This is a genomic window from Cupriavidus sp. H39, assembly GCF_050271075.1.
GTDB lineage: Bacteria > Pseudomonadota > Gammaproteobacteria > Burkholderiales > Burkholderiaceae > Cupriavidus > Cupriavidus necator_B.
This window is the reverse complement of the sequence record NZ_CP189848.1, coordinates 1,988,525-2,012,514: the sequence shown is the minus strand read 5'-3', so window position 1 is coordinate 2,012,514 and position 23,990 is coordinate 1,988,525. Positions and strand designations below refer to the sequence as shown.

Here is a 23,990-nt window from a genome sequence, read left to right as displayed (position 1 = left end):
GGGTGACGGGTTCAGCGGCGGCGCCGGGCGTTTGAGCAAACGGCCGCCCGACGCCGGGCGACTGTCATGCTGCTTCATGGTCGCGACCAGCGGCTATGTGCTCAGTCTCCCTCGAATACTTCGCTTCGCTTGGCTGGAGGAAAGGCTCCGTTCCACGGGTCGGCGCTATACAAGATGGAGTAATCGGTCGGGAACAATTCCTTGAATGGTTCTGGGTATTGGAAGGCGGGGACGGGGACCAATTCGCCGTGTCTGTTTACCCGGAAAGCCTCGACGAGCCGGGCGTTGCCGGCGAGCCCTTGGCCAAAGACGTAGTAGTAAGTGCTCGAGTTCCAGGTCAGTGACCGAGCCTTGTATGGCCCTATGATCCCAAGCGGCACACTGTAACTTAGGCATGCCTCACGCGCTTCGCGCAGGTATTGCAACTTGGTAAGCCGCTTTGTGCGGAGCGGATGAGGGTCGGGGAGCCGGCGTCGTGGAGTCATACCGTCTTTATTTGCAGGGTAGGCCGACTGAGTAATGTTACCGGACAGTTTTAGATTAGACGACTTCGCAAAGGTGACATTACTAAAAACGGCCCACATTCGCTGTCAAAGCTAAATTCAAATGTCAGTCCGAACGTGCTTTTTGTGCGGGGTTGAATGCTTTCCTGGGGGCGTCGAGCCGGTCAAAGGTGGTGTAGGGCAGGGACGCGCCGTCGGCGCACAGCTCGATGCGCCCGTCCGGGTACTCGGTCACTTCGATATACCGGTGGATCAGGCGCCGGTGCTCAGGCCGGTCCTCGAGCAGGTACAGCACTTTGTCGTACTGCAGCGTGAGGCTCTGCGAGACCTTGCGCTAACTGAAGATCCGTTCCAGGTCCTCGTCGCCGCGCAGCGGCCGGTGCGCATCGAAGTCCCGCCTGGGCACCTTGGCGAAGCGCGCATTGAAGTCGGCGATCAAATGCGGCGCAAAGCGTTGGCGGCGTCCATGGTGCTGATCCCGCGCAGCCGCAGCTCCTTGACTAGCCGGTCCTGCAAGGTGCCGTTCATCCGCTCGCTCGACATAGGCGCGCGTGGCGCTGAAATACGCCGGCGTCGACTTGGTCGGCACAAACAACAACTGCAGCAGCCGCCCGGTCGCGTCATCGACATAGACCAGCAGCGTGCACGCCGGCGCCCGGTATCAGGCCGCGCACGCGGGATTCCAGCCCGGGCGGCAACTGGCCGGTGCTGTCACGACCACGCTTGCGCGAGCCCAGGCCGCCGGGACCGTCTTCACGGTAGCGCAACACCAGCCGTTCCACCTGGCGCCGCGACAAGCCGAGCTTCTCGGCCGCGCGCCAAACCGCCAGGCCATGGTCGACCACGGCCTGAATCACCTTGAGCCGATCGAATTCGCGCATCGCCATCGTGATGGTCTCGGGCTTGGGCATCGCGGCCTCCGGTCTCGGACAGACGGAAAGCCGCCAGCATGCCAGCCTTGGCAAGGGGGTACGACATTTCTATTTGGGTCTAACACCTGCTGTCAAGGCAAAGTTCAAATGTCCGGCGGGCAGCTAAGTTAAAACGTCCGCCACAGAGCTCGATGAATGTGCCAATCACTGTGCAGAGCGGTTCGACAATTGATGCGATCGGCGTTGACCGACAAACTGGGGCTGTTCATCTCAATATCGTCGACTCCCTGCCTTGGGATACGGCGCACCTCCAGTTGCTTCAGGCCAAAATCAATACATACCTCGGCTTCATTGAATCTGGGGAGGTTTATAGCTGCTATCCCGAAGCCAAGGGCGACAAGTGGTTATCGACGTCGTCTTGCGATTTCGCCCAAGCCAAGAGGCAGAGCGATTTCTTGCGCAAGCGAGAGCGGTCATCGAAAGCTACGGGGCTACCTTGCTTCTTCGCCACGCAGGCGGCGGTTTTGCCAACGATTCAGCGTAGAACCGCACACGAAACTCATCCTCCTCCTGATGACAGACGACGACTTTGATGCGTATCTAGAGAGTGCGCTTTCTGAACTTGAGACAAAGCAAGGCGCTCTTGCAGACGCGCATCATCTTGGCCACCATGAACGGTTCGTGGTGAACTTTCCATTTTCCGGGCATACAGCGGGTGCAAATGCTCGCGTGCAGGTTCTGAATCCTCACCGAATAATTTAGCGACAATGTACAACAACAGCGGTCAGGCGCCGTACGACAGGCCGCGCGAACAGCGTTAAGAGCCATAGAACGCGTACAGCGCTCGATGCCCTGGGCAATCGCGGCCGGCAGCAATGGCGGCGCGCGATACAGAAGGGTAAAAATCTGATCAATGCTGGTGGGATACGGGCGGCGATGTCGGCGACGATCCCGAAGCCTTCAGGTCAGGGACCGTGACGGCGACCACCTCAGTGGCAAGGATCTTGTGACTAGGATCGGCCAGTTCCAGGCGGATATTGTGTGGCCCCGGCGTGAGCCCGACCACGATAATCGGATCCTCGCTCGTATGGGCCCAGGTGCCATGGGCATTGTCAACTGTCACGTGCAGATGCCCGATACGAGGCGAGATGTCCACGGCGGGCCTCCCGAATACCGGCATAACGCGGAAATTCTCGGTTCGAAACTGGACGATGACGACGCCGCGCGCGAGCGGCTCCGGCAGCGCAGCGTAGGGAATCAGCTTTGGTGCAGGCTCGCTGCTGAGGGGAAGAATGGCAGGCGGACGGATGGCATCCTGAGCAACTTGCGCTGACGCGCTCGCACAGAAGGCCGCAGCGATGCCAGCGGCTGAAAGGTACTTGAGGACAGAAGGCATGGCGTTTTCCTTTTCATGCAGATGGGTGGCATCCACACTCACATCCAGGGTCGAATGCGACGCGGAAGTTCTGGACAGGCGTCGCATCTGAGCACACCTCCGCGGCGGGCTGTCGAGATCTTTGTATGACAACGTAGCGGCGCAACCCACAGATACGAACTAATACATTAAGGGGTTCCCTTCGCTACAGCCGGGATACATCTTTATCGTTCAATGCTGCTTAGCAACATATATCCGCCGCGTTGGCTGGATGGCTTGCAGACCATCAAGCAAAAGGTAGACGACATGACCACGAAATCCACAGTTCGCAATGCACTACGCCTCTCGGCCGCCGCCGGCGCGGTGGCGCTGGCCGCCACGCTATTCATTGGGAGCGCCACGGCGGCGGCTCCGCAAGCCGCAGTACAGGAAATCAGCGTCGTCCAGGTCAACCCGGATATCAGTTTGAGGCGCCTGATCGTACGCAATGCCAAGGCAAAGGGCACGGTGCTGTTCCTGCATGGATTCCCGGAGACACTGTATGCGTGGAAGGACATTGCCATGCAGCTGAGCCAGGACTATGAGGTCCACGCTTTCGACTGGCCGGGCTATGGCGAATCGTCCCGTCCCGCGGCCGACAGGTTTGCCTACGCACCCCAGGACTATGCAAAGGTGCTGAGGGACTACATCGCCATGGCGGACATCGACAAGAACAACCTGGTGATCTACGCGACGGACATTGGCGCCCTGCCAGCCCTGCTGGCAGCCATCGACGACCCGGCCATCGCCAAGCGCATTGTTGTTGGCGACTTTGCGCCATTCAACCGTCCGCAGTTCATGCAGGAGCGCCTGCAAGGGCTCAAGGAACCTGCCACTGCCGACGCGGTTCATGCAGCCTTTAACCGCACACGCAACGAAATTCTGCAGAACGCATTTACCCGCGGACTTCCCGAGTCCTCGCGCTATGAACTGACACCGGAATTCAAGGCCGATATCGCTCATGGATGGCAAAACGGTGTCCTGACGTCTGCCGATGCGTTCTACCACTATTACTCTCATTTCACGCGTGACCAGGACTATTTCGAGGCGAACCTGGGAAAACTGAGGACGCCTGTCAGCGTGATCTGGGGCGAGAAGGATATCTATATTCGCAAGGAAATGGGCGAGGAGCTGGCTGGCCGCGCCGGCCTTGACATAAAGGTCTTGCCCGGCCTCGGCCATTATCCGCACCTGCAGGACAAGGCTGCGACGATTTCAGAAGTACAAGCGGCGTTCGATGCGCGCTAAACCAAGGCGGAGATGCGCGGTGAGGTCAAAGGCGCTCACCATCGATATAGCCGCTACCGCATGCGAGAACACGCCGAAGTAACGTTGCAACACGAGGTTCGAGCCGACTCTGGCAGCGATACAGACCCAATGCCATGTCGGCCCCCGGCGGCTTTCAACTCTGCGTTCCGGTAAGAGGCACGACTGTTGCTGCAAGCGCTGCAGCGCCTCAAGCATATCGTCACCATTCAGCGAACGCTGGGATTTGGTGCCTGGCGGTCGCCCACGCTTGCGTGGAGTACCGTCCGTACGCGGCCCGGCCTGTGACCGGCGATTGTCGCGCTTCTCCTGCACGTATTGCGCCAACTGCAGCACGTGTCCAAGGCGCTTGTTGTCGACGATCGCGCCCTGGTCCACTTCCGAGAGGCGATCATAGGTCGTGTAGGGCAGGGCAGCGCCATTCGCCCGCGGCTCAATCGTGCCCTCCGGGTAGTGGTAGACATCGATGTAGCGCCCAGCCAGCTTGCGATGTTCCGGGGTATCGGCCAGCAGGTAGAGTGTCTTGTCGTACTGGATCGTCAGGCTCTTGGACACGCAAGGTGGCTCACGCACGGTGAAGATCAGGTCCAGGCTCTCATCGGAGCGCAGCGGACGATGGGCGTTATGGCTGTTGCGCGGCACCTTGGCAAACCGCGTGTTGTAGTCCGCGATGAATTCGGGCATGAACGCGTTGGCGGCCTCCATTGAGTTGATATTGCGCAGGCGCAGTTCCTTGACGAGGCGGTCCTGCAAGGTCAGGTGGGTTCGTTCTACGCGGCCCTTTGCCTGGCAGCTGTTGGCGCAAATGCCCTCTATGCTCAGTTCGAACAGGACCCGGGCAAACTGGGTATGGCCATCGCCGCCGGTCGCACTCGGCTTGTTGACGCGGAAGACGCTGGCCTTGTCGCTGTAGAACGCCACGGGCTTGCCATGACGCTCCAGATAGGCGCGCATGCCGGCGAGATCTCGATACCATGGCGCTCGCGCAGCTTCTCGGCCGCGAGGGCCGGGCCGAAGTCCGCGTAACTGTCGCGGATCAGGCCGCGCACGCGGGATTCCAGCCCCGGCGGCAATTGGTGGTGACCCGGCTGGCCCCATTTACGCGAAACGAGACCCCGGGGGCCGTCTTGCCGGTACCGCTGCGCCAGGCGCTCGACCTGGCGCTTAGAGATGCCGAGCTTCTCAGCGGCGCGCCAGACCATCAGACTGTCTTCGACAACAGCCTGGATGACCTTGGAGCGATCCAGTTCCCGCATGCTCATGGTGATCGTGTCGGGGCGGCCCATGATCGTGCTCCTGGCTTGGCGGCAAGGCCGCCAGCTTGGCATGATCCGGGAATGAGGTACGACATTTGAATTCATCCCAACTACGACATTAGAAAAAACGGCTAACACCTGCTGTCTAGGCGGTTTTGAAAGGTCGGGGCGCCTGCTAAATTCAAATGTCAGTCCGAGCGTGCTTTTTGTGCGGGTTTTGATGCTTTTGGGGGTCGGCCGTAGCGCGGTGGGGCTGGCCTGACGTGACTGAGTCTGGCCCAGGGTGGGGCGGTGGCTGCGCGGTGGGCCAAGTTGAAATGTCCGCATTCCGCTGGAGCGGGGCCGCAGCGATTGCGCGCTCCAGATCGAGCCGGTTGATCAGCCGCTGCCGCTTGACGTTCAGCGGCGCGCGATGGGGCCGGGCAGGTTCGCCTTGCAGCGTGCGCGACGGCCCCGCCTGCTGGCGACTGTCGCGCTGCGCCTGCACCTGCGCCGTGATGGCCAGCACGTGCCCCAGCCGCTTGTGCTCAACGATCGCACCCTGGTCGATCGCGCCAAGCCGGTCATAGGTGGTGTAGGGCAGGGCAGCGCCATCGGCCCACAACTCGATCCTGCCGTCCGGGTACTCGGCGACCTCGAGATAGCGGTGCATCAAGCGCCGGTGCTCGGGGCGGTCCTCGAGCAGGTACAGCACCTTGTCGTACTGCAACGTGAGGCTGGCCGACACCTTGCGCCATTCACGCCAACTGAAGATCCGTTCCAGGTCCTCGTCGCCGCGCAGCGGCCGGTGCGCATCGAAGTCGCGCCTGGGCACCTTGGCGAAGCGCGCATTGAAGTCGGCGATGAAATGCGGCGCAAAAGCGTTGGCGGCGGCCATGGTGCTGATCCCGCGCAGCCGCAGTTCCTTGACCAGCCGGTCCTGCAAGGTGCCGTTCATCCGCTCGACCCGGCCCTTGGCCGGGCTCGAATTGGCGCACAGGATGTCGATGTTGAGCTCGAACAGCGCGCGCCCGAACTGGGTGTAGCCGCGGCCTTCGGCGCCGTCCCTGGCGTTGACGCGGAAGATGCCGGCCTTGTCGCTGTAGAACGCCATCGGCTTGCCATGGCGCTCGACATAGGCGCGCGTGGCGCTGAAATACGCCGGCGTCGACTCGGTCGGCACGAACAACAACTGCATCAGCCGCCCGGTCGCGTCATCGACATAGACCAGCAGCGTGCACGCCGGCGCCCGGTCCTCGAACCAGGCGTGGTCGGAGCCATCGATCTGCACCAGCTCGCCCAGGCAGGCGCGGCGGTTCCTTGGCTGGTGGACCTTGGGCGGGCGCAGCCTGCGCGGCACCCAAAAGCCGGCGTCGATCATGATGCGGCGAACGGTCTCCGTGGCTAGGTCGATGCCATGGCGCTCACGCAGCTTCTCGGCGGCCAGGGTCGGGCCGAAGTCGGCGTAACTGTCGCGGATCAGGCCGCGCACGCGGGATTCCAGCCCGGGCGGCAACTGGCGGTTGCTGTCACGACCACGCTTGCGCGAGCCCAGGCCGCCGGGACCGTCTTCACGGTAGCGCAACACCAGCCGTTCCACCTGGCGCCGCGACAAGCCGAGCTTCTCGGCCGCGCGCCAGACTGCCAGGCCATGGTCGACCACGGCCTGAATCACCTTGAGCCGATCCAATTCGCGCATCGCCATCGTGATGGTCTCGGGCTTGGGCATGGCTGCCTCCGGTCTCGGACAGACGGAAAGCCGCCAGCATGCCAGCCTTGGCAAGGGGGTACGACATTTCTATTTGGCTCAAGTACGACATTACTATTTGGGTCTAACACATTCGTTTCGCATAATGTATATTATGTTAAATGATGTACAGAGAGCACCTCCCGGCCGGCCCAGTGCGCCCCCACGCTGCTTAAGCAAAACGCAAGTTCCCAATCGCATTGGTTCCGTGCGCCAGCCCACATTGGCTCTCTGTTTGCCCCTCTAAGCTACAAAAGCTCGGTGGGAAAAAATGGCCTCGCAATTTTCCACCGTGAGCTCCCCCGCGCGGACCCTCCCGCAGCGAGGCGTTTGCCTGTCCGGTCGGCAAGGATGATTCGTGCATCGATGCTGGCTCGCAGGCTCTCCGAGATTGCCGGGATTGGCTTTCACGTCGATGCCATGGCAACGCTGTCACCACAGGAGGTGATGCAAATGCGTCAACTCACGATCTTCCGTAAAACCGTGTTGGCATCAGTGGTGGGCTTGTCCCTGGTGGCGCCGCCGCTTTACGCGGCCACACCCGTCAGCTTCGATAGTGATGCTTGCTCCAACCCCTCTGCAGAAGCCCGGCTGCGGCAACGGGAGAACTCGGTGCTGGGTCCCGCCCATGCCGAGACGCATGCCAGAGCGCGTGCCACGCAATGTCGCGTGGCGATGGGCCTGGAAAAAGTTGCCACGCCGGATAGTCAGGTCCTCGCAGCCGCGCAAGCCCAGGCGACCAATACGGCCGGCCAATGGAGCGCGCCCTTTGTTATCCCCGTGGTCGGCATCACAGCGGTATTGCTGCACACCGGCAAGGTGCTGTTCTGGTCGTACGAGCCGAGCCAATACCATAATCCGGATGCGTCCAACACAGGCGTTGCCTATGTCTGGGATCCCGTGACCCGCACCGGCCACGCTATTACGCCGCCGGAAAACATCTGGTGTGCCGGCCAGACCATATTGAGCGATGGCCGTGTTTTCATTGCGGGCGGCAATCTGCGCTACCCCGACCCCAACGCGCCGGCAGGACAGACCAACTTCGAGGGGTCGATGAGCAGCTATACCTTTAATCCCCTCACCGAGACCTGGACCGCGCAGCCGAATATGTCAGTCGGACGTTGGTATCCAACGGTGACCAAGCTGGCCGATAACCGGGCGGTGATTACCAGCGGCCTCGATGAAACGGGGTCCGGGAACACCACATCGGTGGTTGAACTGTTTACCCCCGCCGCAAGCATGGACGGCGTTGGCACGATGAGCACGATCTCTTTCCACGACCCGTCCGGCATGTACCCGTTCCAGTACCTGGTTTCGTCGGGGCAAATGATGCAGGCCGGGCCTGCTTTCTACAATACCGTGCTGCTGGCTCCTGGCACCTGGTCATGGAGCTCCATCCCGAACATGACGAGCTCGCACTATGAGTATGCCAACGGGGTTATCTATACCGATGCCTCGGTCACGCCCCTCAAGCAGGTTGTCATGATTGCGGGCGGTGCCGAAGGCGACAGCGCTTTCCGCAACAATGAATGGTTTGAGGTCGGCAACCCCGGCGCCGGGTGGAGGCAGTATCCGCAATGGCTGCAGCCCCGGCATAACGCCAATACCGTGATCCTGCCGGATGGCACGCTGTTTACGGTAGCCGGAAATGCGGCAAGCACCGGCTACGACAACCCGCATTTCAACAGCGAGCTTTACAACAAGCCGGCCGGCGATCTGACCGGCAGCTGGATTCCGATGAGTCCGAACACCATACAGGCGGGGTATCACTCGAGTGCCATTCTTTTGCCTGACGCCACCGTCTTGCTGTCCCAGGACGACATGAACCCCCAGGCAGCCAGCACGCACCAGGCACAGGTGTATTCGCCACCCTATCTGTTCAAGGGCGCGCGCCCCAGCATCACCAGTGCACCCGGCACATTGGGCCTGGGGCAAACCTTTAACGTTGGTTCAAGCACTCCCAATGTTTCCAGCGTTGCCTTGGTGGCACCGGGGGCTGTGACCCACGGCAACGACATGCACCAGCGCTATATCAAGTTGCGGTATACCAAACAGGGTGCCAAGAACCTGAGGGTCACCCTGCCCGGGTCCAGCGCCGAGGTGCCGCCGGGTTACTACATGCTGTTCATCATCGACTCCCAGGGGGTGCCGTCCGTCGCCAAATTCGTTCGTGTCTCTTGAGACGAGGGACTGCACTGCAGGCGGCATGATTGTTGCATGGACGGGTATGGTTGCCCGTTCAGGAGACAGTCATGCCATGCGATGCACGCCAGCCCCGCCGCCCCGGGTTCCACGTTAAAACCGCGCTTGCGGCGATGCTGCTTGGCCTGACAACAGGTCTGTACGCCGCACCGCCCGCCGGCGACGTGGACTTCATGAACAAGGCCGCACAGGCAGGCCAGTTGGAGATCGATGCCAGCAAGCTGGCCGAGACCAAGGCCGCCAGCGGCACGGTCAAGCGTTTTGCCGGGGAGATGCTGCAAGACCACCGCGCCGCGGCGGAAGACCTCAAGCGCCTGGCCACCGCCAAGGGCGTGCAATTGCCGACCACTCCCAGTCCCGATGATCAGAAGAAGCTGGAAGCCATGGGGGCACTGCAAGGCGCCACCTTTGACAAGCAGTACGCCAGCGAAGTCGGCGTCAAGGCGCACAACGAAGCGGTGACGCTGTTCCGCAAGGCCGCCAGCGAGGCGCGCGACAGCGATGTACGGGATTTCGCAAAGAAGACCTTGCCGACACTCGAGCATCATCTGGAATCGGCAAAGAAAATGGCGTCGGAGGTATCGCGATAGCGGTCGGAATTCCGGTCAGCTGGAGAAACCCCCACCCTTCCCTTCGCACCCGCTTGGACAGGCGTAGCGAATCGCAGCTGACCGGGCCTGCGGCAATGCAGCTGATGTCAGGGGAGGCATGATCGTGTGTAACAATTTCGCCCCAGCGACCGGCCCGGTGCTGCGCGATGTCTTCGGTGTCGAGCCACCGCCTGGCGCATGGAAGCCTGAAGTATGGCCGTGCGATCCCGCGCCCATCGTCCGTGCGGATGCCACCGGACGACGCGAGTGCCTGCTGGCAACCTTCGGGCTCGTGCCGCGCTCGCGCAACGTCCACGGCGCCCGGCATTTTGAAACCATGAACGTTCGCGCCGAGTGCGTCGGCGACAAGCGAGCTTCGTGCAGCGCGTGGCACCGCACTCAATTGTGCCTGGTGCCTGCGATGGCCATCTACGAACCATGCTACGTCGCCGGCCAGGGCTGGGTTCGGTACCGGATCTGGCTACCGGACGAGCCGGCGATGGGCATCGCCGGACTGTGGAAGCAATGGCCGGATGGCTCCTATTCCTTTGCCATGTTCACGGTGAGCGCGCCCGGCCATGCGGTGATGAAGCTGATGCACGCCCCCGGCAAGGAAAAGCGGGCGGTCGTCATGATTCCGCACCGGCAGTGGGGCGCGTGGCTGGCGTGCCGGGATCCCGAACTGGCGCGAAGCTTCATGGCGCTCTACCCGGCCGAGAAGATGCTCGCTGCTCCTGCCCCGCTGACACCCGAAACCGCCGAGGAACCCGGTACCGCTGGCCTGGCCGTGCCATCTCGGTAGGCCATTTACGCAAAACGGTCATGCAGGATGGAAGCGCTCAGCTGGCGCTTCTTCCAGTACATATGATCGATGCGCTGCTGGAGCTTGCCCAGCACCGCGGGGTCCAGGTTGCCATAGGTGAGCAACACGGCCGGGTGCGAGCCGTCGCCGTCCTCGTGCTCCAGATTGTCGAAGGGCGGGAACCCATACTTTTCCAGGAAGGCCTGGATCTCTTCGTCCGAGGTGCCGGGATCGATATTGCTGAGCAGCAGGCGGCTCATTTTCTCTCCCAATCTTGCAAGGGTGACGGCGGCCCGGGCTGCGGGCGCCTTTTTCGAGGTTAGCACCTCGGCACCATCCCTGCAGTACCGCCCTCATGCCCTTGCGGCCAGCCGCCTCCGTCCAGGCACATTGCCCGGGCAACGATTGAATGAATTCCCGTGCCAACAGCGGCCGGCTTTGCAAATAATCCCTGCCAATCTGGTGCCGTCGCGCAGGAAGGCGTCAAGCAGGTAGCCGTGCGCGCCATGGACTTCGACGCCGTCGAAGCCAGCCCGGATCGCATTGGACGCGGCCACGCGGAAGTCGTCGTTGCCGTCGCGCTCTTCGACGGATGCCATCATCGTGTACAGCCGTTGACGGCGGCGCGCTTATTGGCCGCGCCAAAGCAAAAACCCCTCGCAGCGAATGCTGTCGAGGGGTTTTGCACAATAAGAGCCTGGCGATGACCTACTTTCACACGGGTATCCGCACTATCATCGGCGCGGAGCTGTTTCACGGACCTGTTCGGGATGGGAAGGGGTGGTTCCAGCTCGCTATGGTCACCAGGCATGAGGGGTTGTGGCGCTGGGGTTGAAGCCAGCGTCACGAATCGGGATGTAGTCTTGGTTGTGTATGGACTGTGTCAACTGGCACAAGGCGAATCACTCACCAGGCAAAACACACTGGTTATAGGATCAAGCCTTACGGGCAATTAGTACTGGTTAGCTTAACGCATTACTGCGCTTCCACACCCAGCCTATCAACGTCCTGGTCTCGAACGACCCTTCAAGGAGGTCAAGCCTCCAGGGAATCCTCATCTTCAGGCGAGTTTCCCGCTTAGATGCTTTCAGCGGTTATCTCTTCCGTACATAGCTACCCTGCGATGCCTCTGGCGAGACAACAGGTACACCAGCGGTACGTCCACTCCGGTCCTCTCGTACTAGGAGCAGCCCCCGTCAAGATTCCAACGCCCACGGCAGATAGGGACCAAACTGTCTCACGACGTTTTAAACCCAGCTCACGTACCTCTTTAAATGGCGAACAGCCATACCCTTGGGACCGGCTACAGCCCCAGGATGAGATGAGCCGACATCGAGGTGCCAAACACCGCCGTCGATATGAACTCTTGGGCGGTATCAGCCTGTTATCCCCAGAGTACCTTTTATCCGTTGAGCGATGGCCCTTCCATTCAGAACCACCGGATCACTATGTCCTGCTTTCGCACCTGCTCGACTTGTCGGTCTCGCAGTTAAGCACGCTTTTGCCATTGCACTTTAGGTACGATGTCCGACCGTACCAAGCGTACCTTCGAACTCCTCCGTTACACTTTGGGAGGAGACCGCCCCAGTCAAACTGCCTACCATGCACTGTCCCCGACCCGGATTCACGGGCCAAGGTTAGAACCTCAAACAAACCAGGGTGGTATTTCAAGGACGGCTCCACGTGAACTGGCGTCCACGCTTCAAAGCCTCCCACCTATCCTACACAGATCGGTTCAAAGTCCAATGCAAAGCTACAGTAAAGGTTCATGGGGTCTTTCCGTCTAGCCGCGGGGAGATTGCATCATCACAAACACTTCAACTTCGCTGAGTCTCGGGAGGAGACAGTGTGGCCATCGTTACGCCATTCGTGCAGGTCGGAACTTACCCGACAAGGAATTTCGCTACCTTAGGACCGTTATAGTTACGGCCGCCGTTTACCGGGACTTCAATCAAGAGCTTGCACCCCATCATTTAATCTTCCGGCACCGGGCAGGCGTCACACCCTATACGTCCACTTTCGTGTTTGCAGAGTGCTGTGTTTTTATTAAACAGTCGCAGCCACCATTTTATTGCAACCCCTTCACCCTTCTGGCGCAGGCCAGTCAAGCTACCAGGGCGTACCTTATCCCGAAGTTACGGTACCAATTTGCCGAGTTCCTTCTCCCGAGTTCTCTCAAGCGCCTTAGAATACTCATCTCGCCCACCTGTGTCGGTTTGCGGTACGGTCTCGTATGACTGAAGCTTAGAGGCTTTTCTTGGAACCACTTCCAATTGCTTCGCAGCACTAGGCCGCTCGCCCCACACTCTTGAATTCCGCGCCCGGATTTGCCTAAGCGCCTTCTCCAATGCAGGGACCGGGACTTCCAACACCCGGACAACCTTCCGCGATCCGTCCCCCCATCGCATCATACGACGGTGCAGGAATATTAACCTGCTTCCCATCAGCTACGCATCTCTGCCTCGCCTTAGGGGCCGACTCACCCTACGCCGATGAACGTTGCGTAGGAAACCTTGGGCTTACGGCGAGGGGGCCTTTCACCCCCTTTATCGCTACTCATGTCAGCATTCGCACTTCTGATACCTCCAGCATCCTTTACAAGACACCTTCACAGGCTTACAGAACGCTCTCCTACCACGCACATTACTGTGCGTCCGCAGCTTCGGTATATGGCTTAGCCCCGTTACATCTTCCGCGCAGGACGACTCGATCAGTGAGCTATTACGCTTTCTTTAAAGGGTGGCTGCTTCTAAGCCAACCTCCTGACTGTTTTAGCCTTCCCACTTCGTTTCCCACTTAGCCATATTTGGGGACCTTAGCTGGCGGTCTGGGTTGTTTCCCTCTTGACACCGGACGTTAGCACCCGATGTCTGTCTCCCGTGATTGCACTCTTCGGTATTCGGAGTTTGCTATGGCGGGGTAATCAGCAATAGACCCCCCAACCATGACAGTGCTCTACCCCCGAAGGTGAGACACGAGGCACTACCTAAATAGTTTTCGGAGAGAACCAGCTATTTCCAGATTTGTTTAGCCTTTCACCCCTATCCACAGCTCATCCCCTAACTTTTCAACGTTAGTGGGTTCGGTCCTCCAGTACGTGTTACCGCACCTTCAACCTGGCCATGGATAGATCATCTGGTTTCGGGTCTACACCCAGCGACTCAACGCCCTGTTCGGACTCGCTTTCGCTACGCCTTCCCTAATCGGTTAAGCTTGCCACTGAATGTAAGTCGCTGACCCATTATACAAAAGGTACGCCGTCACCCGTTTCCAGGCTCCGACTGTTTGTATGCATGCGGTTTCAGGATCTATTTCACTCCCCTCCCGGGGTTCTTTTCGCCTTTCCCTCACGGTACTGGTTCACTATCGGTCGATCACGAGTATTTAGCCTTGGAGGATGGTCCCCCCATCTTCAGACAGGATTTCACGTGTCCCGCCCTACTTGTCGTACACCTAGTTCCACAATCGTGTTTTCGCATACAGGGCTATCACCTGCTAGGGCCGGGCTTTCCATCCCGTTCTGCTAACACCACTGCTAAAGAGTACAAGGCTCTTCCCATTTCGTTCGCCACTACTTTGGGAATCTCGGTTGATTTCTGTTCCTGCAGCTACTTAGATGTTTCAGTTCGCCGCGTTCGCTTCCCTGACCTATGAATTCAGTCAGGGATGACCCATACGGGCCGGGTTTCCCCATTCGGACATCTCCGGATCAAAGCTTGTTTGCCAGCTCCCCGAAGCTTTTCGCAGGCTACCGCGTCCTTCATCGCCTGTGATCGCCAAGGCATGCACCACATGCACTTGTTCGCTTGACCCTATAACGAGTGTGTCTCGATGACTCGAAACGTCGCTACAGGATGAGTTCTCGCACTTGTGCCGTATTCCAAGTCATCTTTCGATCACTTAAATACATTTTGGTTGATACAATCACAACCCGGTATCGCGTTATACAACTGTGCGTCTCATCAACGCACCGCGACACCTTTACTACATCCCATATTGTTAAAGAACAGCCGATCATTAGATCGCTTGGCAATGCCAAATGCAAACGCTCAATGCTAAGCGCTTGCATTTGGCCACCTGGCCTTAACCAACAAACTACCGATAAGTGTGGACGCTCAACGTTGGCTGCACGCTCTGAAAGGAGGTGATCCAGCCGCACCTTCCGATACGGCTACCTTGTTACGACTTCACCCCAGTCATGAACCCTGCCGTGGTAATCGCCCTCCTTGCGGTTAGGCTAACTACTTCTGGCAAAACCCACTCCCATGGTGTGACGGGCGGTGTGTACAAGACCCGGGAACGTATTCACCGCGGCATGCTGATCCGCGATTACTAGCGATTCCAGCTTCACGCAGTCGAGTTGCAGACTGCGATCCGGACTACGATGCGTTTTCTGGGATTAGCTCCCCCTCGCGGGTTGGCAACCCTCTGTACGCACCATTGTATGACGTGTGAAGCCCTACCCATAAGGGCCATGAGGACTTGACGTCATCCCCACCTTCCTCCGGTTTGTCACCGGCAGTCTCTCTAGAGTGCCCTTTCGTAGCAACTAGAGACAAGGGTTGCGCTCGTTGCGGGACTTAACCCAACATCTCACGACACGAGCTGACGACAGCCATGCAGCACCTGTGTCCACTTTCCCTTTCGGGCACCTAATGCATCTCTGCTTCGTTAGTGGCATGTCAAGGGTAGGTAAGGTTTTTCGCGTTGCATCGAATTAATCCACATCATCCACCGCTTGTGCGGGTCCCCGTCAATTCCTTTGAGTTTTAATCTTGCGACCGTACTCCCCAGGCGGTCAACTTCACGCGTTAGCTACGTTACTGAAGAAATGAATCCCCAACAACTAGTTGACATCGTTTAGGGCGTGGACTACCAGGGTATCTAATCCTGTTTGCTCCCCACGCTTTCGTGCATGAGCGTCAGTGACGTCCCAGGGGGCTGCCTTCGCCATCGGTATTCCTCCACATCTCTACGCATTTCACTGCTACACGTGGAATTCTACCCCCCTCTGACATACTCTAGCCTGACAGTCACAAGCGCCATTCCCAAGTTGAGCTCGGGGATTTCACGCCTGTCTTATCAAACCGCCTGCGCACGCTTTACGCCCAGTAATTCCGATTAACGCTCGCACCCTACGTATTACCGCGGCTGCTGGCACGTAGTTAGCCGGTGCTTATTCTTCCGGTACCGTCATCGACCCCGGGTATTGGCCAGGGCCATTTCTTTCCGGACAAAAGTGCTTTACAACCCGAAGGCCTTCTTCACACACGCGGCATTGCTGGATCAGGGTTGCCCCCATTGTCCAAAATTCCCCACTGCTGCCTCCCGTAGGAGTCTGGGCCGTGTCTCAGTCCCAGTGTGGCTGATCGTCCTCTCAGACCAGCTACTGATCGTCGCCTTGGTAGGCTTTTACCCCACCAACTAGCTAATCAGACATCGGCCGCTCCTGTCGCGCGAGGCCTTACGGTCCCCCGCTTTCACCCTCAGGTCGTATGCGGTATTAGCTAATCTTTCGACTAGTTATCCCCCACGACAGGGCACGTTCCGATGTATTACTCACCCGTTCGCCACTCGCCACCAGGGTTGCCCCCGTGCTGCCGTTCGACTTGCATGTGTAAGGCATGCCGCCAGCGTTCAATCTGAGCCAGGATCAAACTCTTCAGTTCAATCTCTGTGTGGAAGCCTCGCGGCTCCCTCGCTCTTTCGAGCGGTCGCTCACTCTCAGAAAACTGACTGACCAGATCCGAAGACCCAGTCACGTTTTGCTGTGCGAGCACTGTATAACTTTTAAGCTAAAAGACCGAAGTCTTTCGCATCCGCTATCAAGCGCCCACACTTATCGGTTGTTTGTTTGTTAAAGAACTTCGCTTCCCGGCTTTGCCGTTCAGCGTGCTGCGTTGTCTGCAGCGAGGAACGAGACTTTAAAGAAATTTTTTCGATTAAGCAACTGATTTCGAAAAATTCTTTATTGCGCTGGACGCCCTCTTTCGAGTCAATTCTTGCGCGCCGTTCCCGGCCCCGTTACGCGCTGCCTTGCGAACGGGGGGCGAATCTTAATGCCTCCGGCGCCGGCCTGACAAGCATTTTCTTGAGTATCGTGAAAGAGCCGGTTGCGGCACTTGGTGGTCGGTGCCGGATTTCCAGCAGGAAGCGTTCGATACCGTGAGCGGTTTTGCGGCGCGGTTATTGCGGAAACAGGTCCATCTGGCCCGATAACAGAGCCTCGAAGCCATCGTCGAGGAACGGCAGGATCGCGTCTGCAATCGGCTGGAGCTGCCGGGTCACATAGTGGGAATAGTCGATCGGCGCTGACCGCGCCTCGAGCGGTTCCGGACCGGCCACGGTCATCACGTAGCTGATCCAGCCGCCGTGCTGGTACTGGCGCGGCCTGCCCTGGCGCGCGTTATACGCGTCGGCAATGCGCGCGGCCCGAACATGCGGCGGTACGTTGCGCTGGTAATCGTCGAGCTTGCGCCGCAGCCGCTTGCGATAGACCAGTTCGGCGTCGAGTTCCCCCGCCAGCGTGCGGCGCACGACGTCGCGTACATAGTCGGCATACGGCTCGCGGTTGAAGACCTTTTCGTAGAGGGCCTTCTGGAAGCGCTGCGCCAGCGGCGACCAGTCGGTGCGTACAGTCTCCAGCCCCTTGAATACCATTTCGCGCCTTCCGTCGGGCCGCTCCACCTGGCCGGCGTAGCGCTTTTTGCTGCCCAGGTCCGCGCCGCGGATCGTCGGCATCAGGAAGCGCCGGAAGTGGGTCTCGAACTGCAGCTCCAGCGCGCTCTCCAGCCCGTAGGCCTGCCACAGGTGGTCGCGCCACCAGTCGTTGACGTAGGCGACGATGCTGCGCCCGATCTGCGCGGCATCGGCTTCGGCGCGGGCGCGGCGCAGCCAGACGAAGGTCGAATCGGTGTCGCCGTAGATCACCTCGTAGCCGCGGGCCTCGATCAGCGCGCGGGTCTGCCGCATGATCTCGTGCCCGCGCATGGTGATCGACGACGCCAGCCGCGCGTCGAAGAACCGGCAGCCGCTGGACCCGAGCACCCCGTAGAACGCGTTCATGATGATCTTGAGCGCCTGCGCCAGCGGCTTGTTGCCATCGCGCTTGGCGGCCTCGCGGCCCTGCCACACCCGCGCCACGATGGCCGGCAGGCAGTGCCTGGTGCGCGAAAAGCGCGCCCCGCGGAAGCCCGGCACCGAATCGGCATCGTCCGGATGCGCCAGGCCTTCGACCAGCCCGACCGGGTCGATCAGGAAGGTCCGGATAATCGACGGGTAGAGGCTTTTGTAGTCGAGCACCAGCACGGACTCGTACAGCCCCGGCCGCGAATCCATGACGAAGCCGCCCGGGCTGGCCTCGGGCGCCTTATCGCCCAGGTTGGGCGCGACCAGGCCCTGGCGGTGCATCAGCGGCATGTAGAGATGCGTGAAGGCCGCCACCGAGCCGCCGCTGCGGTCGGCCGGCAGTCCCGTTACCGTGGCGCGCTCCAGCAGGAACGGCAACAGCTCGGTCTTGTCGAAAATCCGCGTCACCAGTTCGCAATCCCGCAGGTTGTAGCGCGCCAGCGCCGGCTTGTCGTGGGCAAACATGCGGTCGATGGCATCCATCCGGTCGTACGGATTGTCGATTGCCTTGCCCTCGCCCAGCAGCGCCTGCGCCACCGCTTCGAGGCTGAACGACGGAAAACTCCAGGTGGCGGACCGCAGCGCCTCGATGCCGTCGATGATCAGCCGCCCGGGCGCGCTGGCGAAAAAGTGCTGCTGCGCATTGTGCTCGCGCCATTCCAGCTCGGCGCCGCCCCGCCCCAGCTGCAGCGGTACCTGAAACTGGCGCGCCTGCTCCTGCAGCACGCGCAGGTCGAACTGCACCAGGTTCCAGCCAATGATGGCATCGGGGTCGTGGTCGGCCAGCCACTCGTTAAGGCGCTGCAGCATTTCCGGCCGTGTCGTGCAATAGGCGAGCGAGAAATCGACGTCGGCGGGCGTTGGCGGCGCCGTCCCCAGCATGAAGACCTGGCGCTGCCCGCAGCCTTCGAGCGCGATCGAATAGAGCTCGCCGGCCGCGCTGGTTTCGATATCGAGCGATACCAGCCGCAGCGCGGGCCGGTAGTCGGCCGACGGCTTCATCTGCGCGTTGCGCAGCAAGCCGCCGGCATCCGGCTCGCCATCGAACCACACCGGGGCGGTGATGAAGCGCTCCATCAGGTAGCGCTCTGGCGGGCGGATATCGGCTTCATACACGTCCACGCCGGCATCGCGCAGCGACCTGGCCAGCTGGATCAGCTGCCGATGCTGGGCGCAGTACAGCCCCAGCACCGGCCTGTGCTGGAAATCGCGCAGCCCCAGTGGCCGCAGTTCGACCTCGCGTTCCCGGCACAGCAGCGCCTCGGCACGTGCCTGCTGTGCCTGCGGTACAAAGGCGACGGATGGCTGCGGCGCCAGACGCAGCCGGCGTGGCCCGTCATCGGTCGCCAGCCAGAATTCGACCTCGGTTCCTCTAGGCGTATCGCGCCAGTGCCGGGTCAGGATGAAGCCTTGCTGGAGTGCCACGCTACAAGAAAAGGAATGGAGTTTTTTCGATGCTGGCGGATGCGGGCCGGCTGCTGCCGCCCGCAGCCCTGCCTCAACCCGGCGTAGCGTCGCCCCGCCGCGCCGCTTCGATCGTCGCGATGTCGATCTTGCGCATCGTCATCATCGCGTCGAACGCCCGCTTGGCCGCGGCGCGGTCCGGGTCGGTGATCGCCGCAATAAGCGCGCGTGGCGTGATCTGCCATGACAGGCCCCAGCGGTCCTTGCACCAGCCGCATTCGCTTTCCTGGCCGCCGTTGCTGACGATGGCGTCCCACAGCCGGTCGGTCTCGGCCTGGTCATCCGTCGCGATCTGGAACGAGAAGGCCTCGCTGTGCTTGAAGTGCGGGCCGCCGTTCAGGCCCACACAGGGAATGCCGGCAACGGTGAACTCCACCGTCAGCACATCCCCCTCCTTTCCGTCCGGATAGTCGCCGGGGGCGCGCATCACGGCGCCGACCGCGCTGTCGGGAAACGTCTTGGCATAGAAGTTTGCCGCATCCAGCGCATCGCGTTCGTACCACAGGCAGATCGTGTTCTTGCTAGGCATGTTGCGTCTCCTGGAAAACCTGGCACCGGCGATCCGGTGCCGTTGAAATCGCTCCAATCATCCACATCGTACGGCCCCGCGTGCCGGATGTTGCCGACGCCGTTGGCCGCGAACTCCAATGTCTCACACTCCGGTGGCCAGTGCAGGCGGGCAGGCGTCACATGGTCTTGCACGTTGCCCGTGGCCGGCAACCCCTATGCGCGGGCGTAGAATCCCACCGGCTGACACCATGAGAGACGCCCCGGCGTCGACAATTCTATGAGGAGATCCCGTTGAAGCTGTCGAGCAACCTCTTTGCCGCATTGCTGCTGGCCAGCGCCGGCACCGCCCACGCCGCCTACCCGGAGCGCCCCATCAAGCTGATCGTGCCGTTTCCGCCCGGACAAGCCACCGACATCTTCGCGCGCGCCCTGGCCGAGAAGCTCGGCAAGCAACTCGGCCAGTCCATCGTAGTGGAAAACCGCGCCGGCGCTGGCGGCAACATCGGCATGGAAGCCGCCGCGAAAGCCCCCGCCGATGGCTACACGCTGGTCATGGCCGGCAGCGCGATGGCCATCAACCAGACCCTTTACAAGAAAATCAACTACGATCCGCGCCAGGACTTCGCGCCGGTCTCCGGTGTGTTCTCGGTGCCGCTGGTTTTTCTGGCCACGCCGCAGTCGGGCTTCACCTCATTGCGCGACCTGATCGCCAAAGCCAAGGCCGCGCCGGGCAAGTACAGTTATGCCAGCGCCGGCATCGGCGGCACGCAGCACCTGTCGGCGGAAATGCTCAAGGCCCAGACCGGCGTGTTTATCCTGCATATTCCGTACAAGGGCAGCGGCCCCGCGCAGGCCGACTTCCTCGGCAACCAGATTCCGCTGATGGTCGATTCCGTCACCGCGGCCATGCCTCTGATCCAGACCAGCAAGGCCGTGCCACTGGCCGTCACCACCTCAAGGCGCGTGCCGCAATTGCAGTCGGTGCCGACTGTGCGCGAAGAAGGCGTGCCGGGATTCGAAGCGCTCGGATGGGCGGTGCTGATGGCGCCCGCGGTCACGCCGCCGGCGATCATCAAGCAGCTCAATGCCGAGACGGTGAAGGCACTGCAAGCGCCTGAGCTGCACAAGTTCATCACCGAACGCGGGTCTGAGCCGATGCCGATGACACCAGCCGAGACGGGCAAGTTCGTCGATAGCGAGATTCGGAAATGGGCGACCGTGGTAAAGCGGTCGGGAGCCACGGCGGATTGAATGCCTGGCAGGTCGCGGATCCTTGGCCGGAATTTGCACATCGATGCCGGGACCCGCTTGGCCTCCGCCGCGGCCCGAGCCAAGGCAGAAGCCCCGCACGGATTGCTCCGGCGGGGCTTCGACGAATATGGTTGCGGGGGCAGGACTTGAACCTGCGACCTTCGGGTTATGAGCCCGACGAGCTGCCAACTGCTCCACCCCGCGGGGCGAAATATACGCTGGTCGGCAGCATCTGGATACCCTTTCCCAAAATAATCCGTGCAGATGGCTTGGCGCCCCGGAATCCGGCATCCTGCCGCCCGTGGCTACCCCGCTTGTCCTGACAACGCCCTGTCGCCCACTATTCCATGGTCAATTCCGCCGCCGCACCGGCCGGGGCGTGGGTCTCGTGCCGCGCTTCGCCGCGGGCGAATCTGCCACAAGGCAGTTCGTGGCTCCGGGCGAACGGCACTCACACCACCATGTCCAGCCCCGGCGTGGGGCGGCGCTCGAGCAAGGCGGCCAGCCTGCGCAGCGCAGCCGATAACTGCGCGCGGTCTTCTACGCCACCAAGCGAGATACGGATGGCATTCGGCGCGCCGAGCCCTTCCCAGAATGCGTCAGACGGCGTGACGCGCAGGTCCTCCGCCAGCGCCGCTCGGGTCAGCTGCTGCGCCGTCCAGTGCTCCGGCAAGCGATGCCAGGCGTGGATGCCGCTGGGTAGAAGCTGGCCGATGCCGCTCAGCCATCGGCTTGCCAGCGCGCAGCGGGCCACCGCTTCGGTGCGGATACCGTCGAGCAGCTGCATGGCGGAGCCATCGTGGATCCATTGCGTCGCCAGCGCCGCGGTCATCGGTGCCGCCATCAGCGCGAAGGCGCGCAGCGATGCCAGCAGATCGTCGCCGCGCCGGCCCTCGGGCAGCAAGACATAGGCGGTACGCAGCCCGGGACTGAGCGTCTTGGACAGGGTCGAGACATAGTACGTGCGGTCCGGGGCGAAGCTGGCCAGCGGCGGCGGCGCCGACGGCGTCAGCAGCCAGTAGGGATCGTCCTCCAGCAGCGTCAGATCGCAGTGCGCTGCGGCCCGGGCTATCGCCTCCCGGCGCGCGGCCGGCATGGTGTGCGTGGTGGGATTCTGGGCGGTCGGATTCAGGTAGGCCAGTGTCGCCCCGTCGGCACGGGCCGCCTCGAGCGCGTCGGGGCGCATCCCGTCGGCATCGACCTGCGCGATGACCACACGCCGCCCGAGTTGTGCCGCGGCCGCGCGGATACCGGGATAGGCCAGCGGCTCAGTCACGATCGCATCGCCGGGCCGGGTCCTGGCCAGGATCACGGCGGCCAGGGCGGCCTGCGCGCCGGGACATACCACCAGCCGCGCAGTCGCCACGGGGCCGAACGCCTGCGCCAACCAGCGGGCGCCGGCTGCCCGGTCGGCAGCACTGCCGCCGCCGAGCTGGTAGGTCATCAGCAGATGCGGGTCGCTACGCAGCAGCACCTGCGCCAGGCCGCGCCGCAACAGGTCCTGGAAATCCAGGCCGGCCGGGGGCGGCGGCACGTTCATGCTCATGTCGACCACCCGCGCCAACTCCGCCCGCGGCGCGGCAATGAAGGTGCCAAGTGCCCCCCGGGCATCGATCAGATGCCGCCGCTTGGCCTCGTTGTAGGCGCGCGTCACGGTGGTCAGGTCGACGCGGAGGGATCTGGCCAGGCTGCGCTGCGGCGGCACGCGGTCGCCGGCGACGAGGCGGCCGGCGCCGATGGCCCGCTCGATGAAGTCCACGATCTGCAGGTAGCGCGCACCGCCACCTTGGGTGATCTGCAAATCCCATTTGCCGCTTGGATCGTCCCGGCTGACGGCTTCTTGCATGGATTTTCCCCTGACGATTTGTTCGATGTATGGGTTTTGTCTTGCATTAGCATGCCAGACATCACCGAGGGAAGCCATACAAACCAGGCTCGCGCGGGGCTGAGACAGCGCTTGAATCGGAGCGGGGTTGGGTGCCTTCGGTGATCCGTAACCAAGGTGTCCGAAATGAACAATCCTATTGCCGGGCCGGCAGACAAGCATCGACAAGGCCCGCCCTCGCCCTCACTCCCCGGCCCGCAGCGCCGCATCCCCGCCCTGCTGCTGAGCGCCTGCCTGGCCGCGCTGCTGAGTGGCTGCAACCTCGAACTGCTCAACCCCAAGGGCAGCATCGGCGAACAGGAAAAGTCGCTGATCCTGGTCTCCCTGTTCGTCATGCTGATGGTCGTCATACCGGTGATCGTGCTGACGCTATGGTTTGCATGGCGCTACCGTGAAACCAATACGAGCGCCGCCTATGCCCCCAAATGGGCGCACTCCACCAGGATCGAGGTCGTGGTCTGGGGCATCCCCTGCGTGATCGTGGCCTGCCTGGCCGTACTGATCTGGGACTCGACGCACAAGCTCGATCCCTATCGGCCCCTGGAATCGCAGGTCAAGCCGGTCCAGGTCGACGTGATCGCCCTGAACTGGAAATGGCTGTTCATTTATCCCGAGTACGGCGTCGCGTCGCTGAACCAACTGGCGATCCCGGTCGGCACGCCGATCAATTTCCGCCTGACCGCGGAATCGATGATGAATTCGTTCTTCATCCCGCAGCTCGGCAGCATGGTCTACGCCATGGCGGGCATGCAGACCCGCCTGCATCTGATCGCCGACACGCCGGGCACCTATCTCGGCCAGTCTGCTGCCTACAGCGGCGCCGGCTTCTCGGACATGCACTTCAAGACCGTGGCGACCTCGCGCGAGGCATTCGATGCCTGGATTCAGGCCGCCCGCGCTTCGTCCCAGGCGCTGGACCTGAACACCTATCGCGCGCTTGAACGGCCCAGCAGCAAGGATCCCGTGACGCTGTACGCCGCCGTCGCGCCGAAGCTGTTCGACCAGGTCGTCGACAAATACATGCTGGCAAACGGCCAGGTCTGCCGCGCGGACACCGCGGAGTCTCTGCAGGCCTTCCAGAGCGTCCCGCCGGCGCCCGCTGGCCGCATGGAGCAATAAGA

14 protein-coding genes, 1 tRNA gene, 3 rRNA genes and 3 pseudogenes are annotated in these 23,990 nt (G+C 61.4%); 7 read left to right on the top strand and 14 right to left on the bottom strand.

What is annotated here, in order from left to right; genetic code table 11:
• Nucleotides 1-660 precede the first annotated feature (660 nt).
• Nucleotides 661-1,161, bottom strand: a pseudogene (locus tag ACOCMH_RS24705) (ISNCY family transposase); the annotation flags it as partial.
• Entirely contained in the window at nt 1,124-1,384 is a 261-nt protein-coding gene (locus ACOCMH_RS24700) for a helix-turn-helix domain-containing protein (protein ID WP_427313352.1), read from the bottom strand. The gene ACOCMH_RS24700 and the pseudogene ACOCMH_RS24705, both read right to left, overlap by 38 nt.
• A 182-nt stretch (nt 1,385-1,566) precedes the next feature.
• Here ACOCMH_RS24700 and ACOCMH_RS24695 point away from each other — a divergent pair, with 182 nt between their 5' ends.
• Nucleotides 1,567-1,968, top strand: a complete 402-nt coding sequence (locus ACOCMH_RS24695) for a DUF6572 domain-containing protein (RefSeq protein ID WP_427309543.1) — start codon at nt 1,567-1,569, stop codon at nt 1,966-1,968.
• A gap of 317 nt (nt 1,969-2,285) precedes the next feature.
• On the opposite strand, the gene ACOCMH_RS24690 is transcribed toward ACOCMH_RS24695, so the two are convergent.
• Nucleotides 2,286-2,771: a DUF6130 family protein gene (locus ACOCMH_RS24690; RefSeq protein ID WP_427313351.1), complete on the bottom strand. Its 486-nt coding sequence runs from the start codon at nt 2,769-2,771 to the stop codon at nt 2,286-2,288.
• A 285-nt stretch (nt 2,772-3,056) separates the two neighbouring features.
• Between ACOCMH_RS24690 and ACOCMH_RS24685 the strand changes: the two genes are divergently transcribed.
• Nucleotides 3,057-4,037, top strand: a complete 981-nt coding sequence (locus ACOCMH_RS24685; protein WP_427309541.1) for an alpha/beta fold hydrolase — start codon at nt 3,057-3,059, stop codon at nt 4,035-4,037.
• 180 nt (nt 4,038-4,217) lie between these two features.
• Here the strand turns inward: ACOCMH_RS24685 and ACOCMH_RS24680 are convergent.
• Nucleotides 4,218-5,341, bottom strand: a pseudogene (locus ACOCMH_RS24680) (helix-turn-helix domain-containing protein); the annotation flags it as partial.
• A gap of 151 nt (nt 5,342-5,492) precedes the next feature.
• A complete protein-coding gene (locus ACOCMH_RS24675; protein ID WP_427308413.1) occupies nt 5,493-6,995 on the bottom strand; it encodes an ISNCY family transposase in 1,503 nt (500 codons plus the stop codon).
• A gap of 393 nt (nt 6,996-7,388) precedes the next feature.
• Between ACOCMH_RS24675 and ACOCMH_RS24670 the strand changes: the two genes are divergently transcribed.
• The 3 genes from ACOCMH_RS24670 (at nt 7,389) to ACOCMH_RS24660 (ending at nt 10,631) form a co-directional block, all read left to right on the top strand.
• Nucleotides 7,389-9,218 (top strand): galactose oxidase-like domain-containing protein, encoded by a 1,830-nt coding sequence (locus tag ACOCMH_RS24670; protein ID WP_427309539.1) that lies wholly within the window; start codon nt 7,389-7,391, stop codon nt 9,216-9,218.
• Between the two features lie 71 nt (nt 9,219-9,289).
• Nucleotides 9,290-9,829, top strand: coding sequence for a DUF4142 domain-containing protein (locus tag ACOCMH_RS24665; protein WP_427309537.1), 540 nt, complete (start codon nt 9,290-9,292; stop codon nt 9,827-9,829).
• A 124-nt stretch (nt 9,830-9,953) separates the two neighbouring features.
• Nucleotides 9,954-10,631 (top strand): SOS response-associated peptidase family protein, encoded by a 678-nt coding sequence (locus ACOCMH_RS24660; RefSeq protein WP_427313350.1) that lies wholly within the window; start codon nt 9,954-9,956, stop codon nt 10,629-10,631.
• Between the two features lie 5 nt (nt 10,632-10,636).
• On the opposite strand, the gene ACOCMH_RS24655 is transcribed toward ACOCMH_RS24660, so the two are convergent.
• The 7 genes and pseudogenes from ACOCMH_RS24655 to ACOCMH_RS24625 all read right to left on the bottom strand — a co-directional run bounded on the left by ACOCMH_RS24655 (nt 10,637) and on the right by ACOCMH_RS24625 (nt 19,752).
• Entirely contained in the window at nt 10,637-10,891 is a 255-nt protein-coding gene (locus ACOCMH_RS24655) for an RNA-binding protein (RefSeq protein WP_427309535.1), read from the bottom strand.
• 201 nt (nt 10,892-11,092) lie between these two features.
• Nucleotides 11,093-11,200: pseudogene (locus ACOCMH_RS24650) on the bottom strand (alkene reductase); the annotation flags it as partial.
• Between the two features lie 126 nt (nt 11,201-11,326).
• Nucleotides 11,327-11,439 (bottom strand): 5S ribosomal RNA (rrf, locus tag ACOCMH_RS24645).
• Between the two features lie 123 nt (nt 11,440-11,562).
• Nucleotides 11,563-14,443, bottom strand: a 23S ribosomal RNA gene (locus tag ACOCMH_RS24640).
• A 325-nt stretch (nt 14,444-14,768) separates the two neighbouring features.
• Nucleotides 14,769-16,300 (bottom strand): 16S ribosomal RNA (locus ACOCMH_RS24635).
• The 16S, 23S and 5S rRNA genes sit together here, the layout of an rRNA operon.
• Nucleotides 16,301-16,817: 517 nt before the next feature.
• A complete protein-coding gene (locus ACOCMH_RS24630; protein ID WP_427309533.1) occupies nt 16,818-19,184 on the bottom strand; it encodes a DNA polymerase II in 2,367 nt (788 codons plus the stop codon).
• A 73-nt stretch (nt 19,185-19,257) separates the two neighbouring features.
• A complete protein-coding gene (locus ACOCMH_RS24625) occupies nt 19,258-19,752 on the bottom strand; it encodes a VOC family protein (protein WP_427309531.1) in 495 nt (164 codons plus the stop codon).
• Nucleotides 19,753-20,024: 272 nt separating this feature from the next.
• Here ACOCMH_RS24625 and ACOCMH_RS24620 point away from each other — a divergent pair, with 272 nt between their 5' ends.
• Nucleotides 20,025-20,984: a tripartite tricarboxylate transporter substrate binding protein gene (locus ACOCMH_RS24620; protein ID WP_427309530.1), complete on the top strand. Its 960-nt coding sequence runs from the start codon at nt 20,025-20,027 to the stop codon at nt 20,982-20,984.
• A gap of 128 nt (nt 20,985-21,112) precedes the next feature.
• Here ACOCMH_RS24620 and ACOCMH_RS24615 read toward each other — a convergent pair.
• Nucleotides 21,113-21,188 (bottom strand) — tRNA-Met (locus tag ACOCMH_RS24615).
• A gap of 247 nt (nt 21,189-21,435) precedes the next feature.
• Nucleotides 21,436-22,830: a PLP-dependent aminotransferase family protein gene (locus tag ACOCMH_RS24610; protein WP_427309528.1), complete on the bottom strand. Its 1,395-nt coding sequence runs from the start codon at nt 22,828-22,830 to the stop codon at nt 21,436-21,438.
• Nucleotides 22,831-22,995: 165 nt separating this feature from the next.
• Here ACOCMH_RS24610 and cyoA point away from each other — a divergent pair, with 165 nt between their 5' ends.
• A complete protein-coding gene (gene cyoA / locus ACOCMH_RS24605) occupies nt 22,996-23,988 on the top strand; it encodes a ubiquinol oxidase subunit II (RefSeq protein ID WP_427309527.1) in 993 nt (330 codons plus the stop codon).
• The last annotated feature ends 2 nt before the right edge of the window (nt 23,989-23,990 follow it).

Coding starts and splice junctions, on each gene's coding strand:
- ACOCMH_RS24700 (WP_427313352.1), bottom strand. CDS start 1,384: ATGCGCGAATTCGATCGGCTCAAGGTGATTCAGGCCGTGGTCGACCAT.
- ACOCMH_RS24695 (WP_427309543.1), top strand. CDS start 1,567: ATGAATGTGCCAATCACTGTGCAGAGCGGTTCGACAATTGATGCGATC.
- ACOCMH_RS24690 (WP_427313351.1), bottom strand. CDS start 2,771: ATGCCTTCTGTCCTCAAGTACCTTTCAGCCGCTGGCATCGCTGCGGCC.
- ACOCMH_RS24685 (WP_427309541.1), top strand. CDS start 3,057: ATGACCACGAAATCCACAGTTCGCAATGCACTACGCCTCTCGGCCGCC.
- ACOCMH_RS24675 (WP_427308413.1), bottom strand. CDS start 6,995: ATGGCGATGCGCGAATTGGATCGGCTCAAGGTGATTCAGGCCGTGGTC.
- ACOCMH_RS24670 (WP_427309539.1), top strand. CDS start 7,389: ATGATTCGTGCATCGATGCTGGCTCGCAGGCTCTCCGAGATTGCCGGG.
- ACOCMH_RS24665 (WP_427309537.1), top strand. CDS start 9,290: ATGCCATGCGATGCACGCCAGCCCCGCCGCCCCGGGTTCCACGTTAAA.
- ACOCMH_RS24655 (WP_427309535.1), bottom strand. CDS start 10,891: ATGAGCCGCCTGCTGCTCAGCAATATCGATCCCGGCACCTCGGACGAA.
- ACOCMH_RS24625 (WP_427309531.1), bottom strand. CDS start 19,752: ATGCCTAGCAAGAACACGATCTGCCTGTGGTACGAACGCGATGCGCTG.
- ACOCMH_RS24610 (WP_427309528.1), bottom strand. CDS start 22,830: ATGCAAGAAGCCGTCAGCCGGGACGATCCAAGCGGCAAATGGGATTTG.
- cyoA (WP_427309527.1), top strand. CDS start 22,996: ATGAACAATCCTATTGCCGGGCCGGCAGACAAGCATCGACAAGGCCCG.